Genomic DNA, 3342 nt, shown 5'->3' with positions numbered 1-3342 from the left:
CGCTGATCGAGTGGGAGGAGCTGCCCTCGCTCAGCGAGCGGCTGGTCAACGTCGATGCGCGCCGCGCCGGCGCGTTCCAGAACCCGACCGGCATCTGCCAGACCTGGGACGTCACCATGCCCGCCGCGCTGGACCCGCTCACCGAGAGCGGCCCGTTCCAGGAGACGCTGACCGGCCTGGTCACGCGCGAGCTGCGCGAGCCCGACGTATTCCGCCACTTCTTCTCGTGAGGTTCGATCCGCCGCGCGAGCCGCGGCAGGTCGATTCCGCGGCCGACGAAGCACCGATACTGCGGGCGCAACCTTCGTGCCCCGCACCGTGCTCCACCTCGACGCCGCCGCCACCGCCGCGCGCCTCCCGCCGGCCGAGCTGATCGCCGCCTTGCGCCGCGCCTTCAACGAAGGCGCCGAGGTGCCGCTGCGCCACACCCATCGCATCGACGATCCGTCCGGCACGGGCGGCACCGTGCTGCTGATGCCGGCCTGGAAGCCCGGCCGCCGCCTCGGCGTCAAGACAGTGACCATCTTTCCCGGCAACGGCGCCCAGGGCCTGCCGGGCCTGCATTCGCTCTACACGCTGTTCGACGCCACCACCGGCGCGCCGCTGGCGCAGCTCGACGGCAACCAGATCACCTCGCGGCGCACCGCCGCGGCGTCTGCGCTGGCCGCCTCCTTCCTCGCCCGCGACGACGCCGCCTCGCTGCTCGTGCTGGGCTGCGGGCGGGTGGCGCGGCTGCTGCCCGAGGCGATGCGCTGCGTGCGGCCGATCGAGCGCATCGAGGTGTGGAACCACCGCCCCGAGGGCGCCGCGGCGCTGGCCCGTGCGTGGCGCGAGCAGGGCCTGGCGGCCGAACCGGTGACCGACCTCGCCGCCGCCGTGGCGCGCGCCGACATCGTCAGCTGCGCCACGCTGGCCGGCGCGTCGCTGGTGCGCGGGGCCTGGCTGCGCGAGGGCACGCACCTCGACCTGATCGGCAGCTTCACGCCACAGATGCGCGAATGCGATGCCGAGTGCTTCGCGCGCAGCCGCGTGTGGGTCGACACCGAGGAGGCACTGGCCAAGTCGGGCGACGTGCTCGGCGCCATCGCCGACGGCGGCTTCGAGGCCGCGCGGCTGCAGGGCACGCTGGCCCAGCTGTGCCGCGGCGAACGGCCCGGCCGCGCAGGCCGCGCGGAGATCACGCTGTTCAAGGCGGTGGGCAATGCGCTCGAGGACCTCGCCGCCGCCGAACTGGCCGCCGCCGCTATGCTCGGCCGATGAGCCTGACGCCACGAACCATCCGCTACTGGTGGGAAGACTTTCCCGCCGGCAGCGTGCGCGAGTTCGGCAGCAAGAAGGTCACCCGCGACGCGGTGATCGCCTTCGCCGCCGAGTTCGACCCGCAGCCCTTCCACCTCGACGACGAAGCGGCCGAAGCGTCGTTGTTCGGGCGCCTGTCGGCCAGCGGCTGGCACACCTGCGCGATGACCATGCGCATGATCTGCGACGACCACCTGCTCGACGCCGCCAGCCTCGGCTCGCCGGGCATCGACAGCCTGCGCTGGACGCGGCCTGTCTATCCCGGCGACACCCTGAGCGTGCGCCTGGAGGTGCTGGAGGCGCGCCCGATGGGCAGCCGGCCGGAGGTCGGCCTGATCCGCCAGCGCTGGCAGGTGCTCAACCAGGACCGCGAGGTGGTGATGACGATGGAAGGCTGGGGCATGCTGCGCCGCCGCCCGCAGGGGGACGCAGCATGAGCCGCGCCGGCATCGACGCGGTGACCGAAGCGCTGCTGCGCGCCCGCGCGAGCGGCGTGCCGGCCGACGCCGCACCGCTGGCCGAGGCGCTGGACGGCGCCGAAGAAGCCTATGCCGTACAGCAGCGCGTGGCCGAGGCGCTGCGCTGGTTCGGCGACGGCGCGCCGCGCCACTGGAAGTCCGGCGGCCCGGGCCGCGACCAGCCGCTGACGCACGCGCCGCTACCACCGGCGGGCGTGTGGGCCAGCCCCGGCGACGCCTCGCGCTGGCCGATGCATTCGCGGCTGGTGGAGTCGGAGATCGCGCTGCGCCTGGGCCGCGACGTCGATGTCCCGCTCGCGGCCTCGCTCGACCTGAAGGCCGCGCGCGGCCTCGTCGATGCGATGGCCGTCTCGATCGAGATCGTCGATTCACGCTGGCTGCAGGGCCTGGCCGCGCCGGCGCTGCTGCGCCTGGCGGACCTCGCCTCTCACGCCGCGCTCGTGCTCGGCCCGTGGCGGCCGTTCGAGCCACGCGACTGGTCGGTACAGGCGTGCCGGCTGGTCATCGGTTCGCAACCGCCGATCGAACGCCGCGGCACGCATTCCTGCGTCGACCCGGCCTGGGTGCTGGCCGACTGGCTGCGCCATGCCACGGCGCGGCACGGCACACTGCCGGCCGGCACCGTGGTCACCACCGGCACCTGGGCCGGTGCGCCAGCCGCGGCCGCGGGTGACCGGGTCTTGCTGACTTTCGACGACCTCGGCACGGCCGAGACTCATTTCTGAGAATTCTTCGCATGGATGGCTCACAATCGCAGCCCAGCCCCGGCGCCCCGGCCGACCCGCCCGAGGCCCCAGAGGAAGCGATGCACTATCCGGACTCGAAGGACCGTTCCGCCGAACTGCTGCGCCTGGCCATCCCGATGATGGCGCAGCAGCCGGCGCCGCTGCACCCGATCACCTACGCGGTCTGGTACGACTACCTGGCCGGGCGCAACAACGACCTGCGCGCCGAAATCGACTCGGCTCGCCAGAACAACGTGCCGCTCGGCGACGAGCTGGTCTATACGCTGTACCGGCGCCACATCCTCGACGCCGCCGCGGCAGCGGCGCACAAGGTGTCGGACGGCCTGCGCGCGGTGATCGACGAGGTCGGCCAGACCGCCACCGCCACCGGCGAGCGGGTCACCGAGTTCACCGCCTCGCTGCAGGAGAAGAGCGGCCGCATCGCCAGCCTGGGCATGCCGGAGAACCTGGGCCCCGAGATCGAGGCGCTGCTCAGCGATTCGCGCGATGCCGGCGCCAGCCTGGCCGTGCTGGCCCAGCGGCTGCAGGCGGCCACCGCCGAGCTGGAGAGCCTGCGCGCCGAGCTCGACCTGGCCAAGGTGCAGGCCACGATGGATTCGCTGACCGGCGTGACCAACCGCCGCGGCTTCGACGAATCGATCGAGAAGCTGCTGCGCGAGCATGCCGAGGGCGAGGCCGGCCCGAGCGTGGTGCTGATCGACCTCGACCACTTCAAGCAGATCAACGACCAGTACGGCCACGTCTTCGGCGACACCGTGCTCAAGAGCGTGGCGCTGGCCATCCGCTCGTGCGTGAAGGGCCGCGACCTGGTCGCGCGC

General features: G+C 73.0%; 5 protein-coding genes. All 5 read left to right on the top strand.

The window, feature by feature from the left end; all coding sequences use genetic code 11:
• Window positions 1-230, top strand: a 230-nt coding sequence (locus tag AB7U92_RS24265; RefSeq protein ID WP_428582954.1) for a hypothetical protein, incomplete at its 5' end; no start/stop codon positions are given.
• A gap of 88 nt (window positions 231-318) precedes the next feature.
• Window positions 319-1260 carry an ornithine cyclodeaminase family protein gene (locus AB7U92_RS24260; RefSeq protein ID WP_428582952.1) on the top strand — a complete coding sequence of 314 codons (942 nt, stop codon included), beginning with the start codon at window positions 319-321 and terminating at the stop codon, window positions 1258-1260.
• Window positions 1257-1736: a MaoC family dehydratase gene (locus AB7U92_RS24255; protein WP_428582950.1), complete on the top strand. Its 480-nt coding sequence runs from the start codon at window positions 1257-1259 to the stop codon at window positions 1734-1736. Before AB7U92_RS24260 ends, AB7U92_RS24255 begins: the two co-directional genes overlap by 4 nt.
• A complete protein-coding gene (locus tag AB7U92_RS24250; protein WP_428582949.1) occupies window positions 1733-2503 on the top strand; it encodes a fumarylacetoacetate hydrolase family protein in 771 nt (256 codons plus the stop codon). The genes AB7U92_RS24255 and AB7U92_RS24250 overlap by 4 nt, the downstream gene beginning before the upstream one ends.
• Window positions 2504-2514: 11 nt before the next feature.
• Window positions 2515-3342 (top strand): GGDEF domain-containing protein (locus AB7U92_RS24245; protein ID WP_428582947.1); only part of this gene is annotated, 828 nt, incomplete at its 3' end.

The sequence above is a fragment of the Piscinibacter sp. genome, from assembly GCF_050175855.1.
Taxonomy (GTDB): Bacteria; Pseudomonadota; Gammaproteobacteria; order Burkholderiales; family Burkholderiaceae_C; genus Piscinibacter.
Note: the sequence above shows the minus strand (reverse complement) of the source record. Positions and strands in the feature narration are given on the sequence as shown.

Coding starts and splice junctions, on each gene's coding strand:
- AB7U92_RS24255 (WP_428582950.1), top strand. CDS start 1,257: ATGAGCCTGACGCCACGAACCATCCGCTACTGGTGGGAAGACTTTCCC.
- AB7U92_RS24250 (WP_428582949.1), top strand. CDS start 1,733: ATGAGCCGCGCCGGCATCGACGCGGTGACCGAAGCGCTGCTGCGCGCC.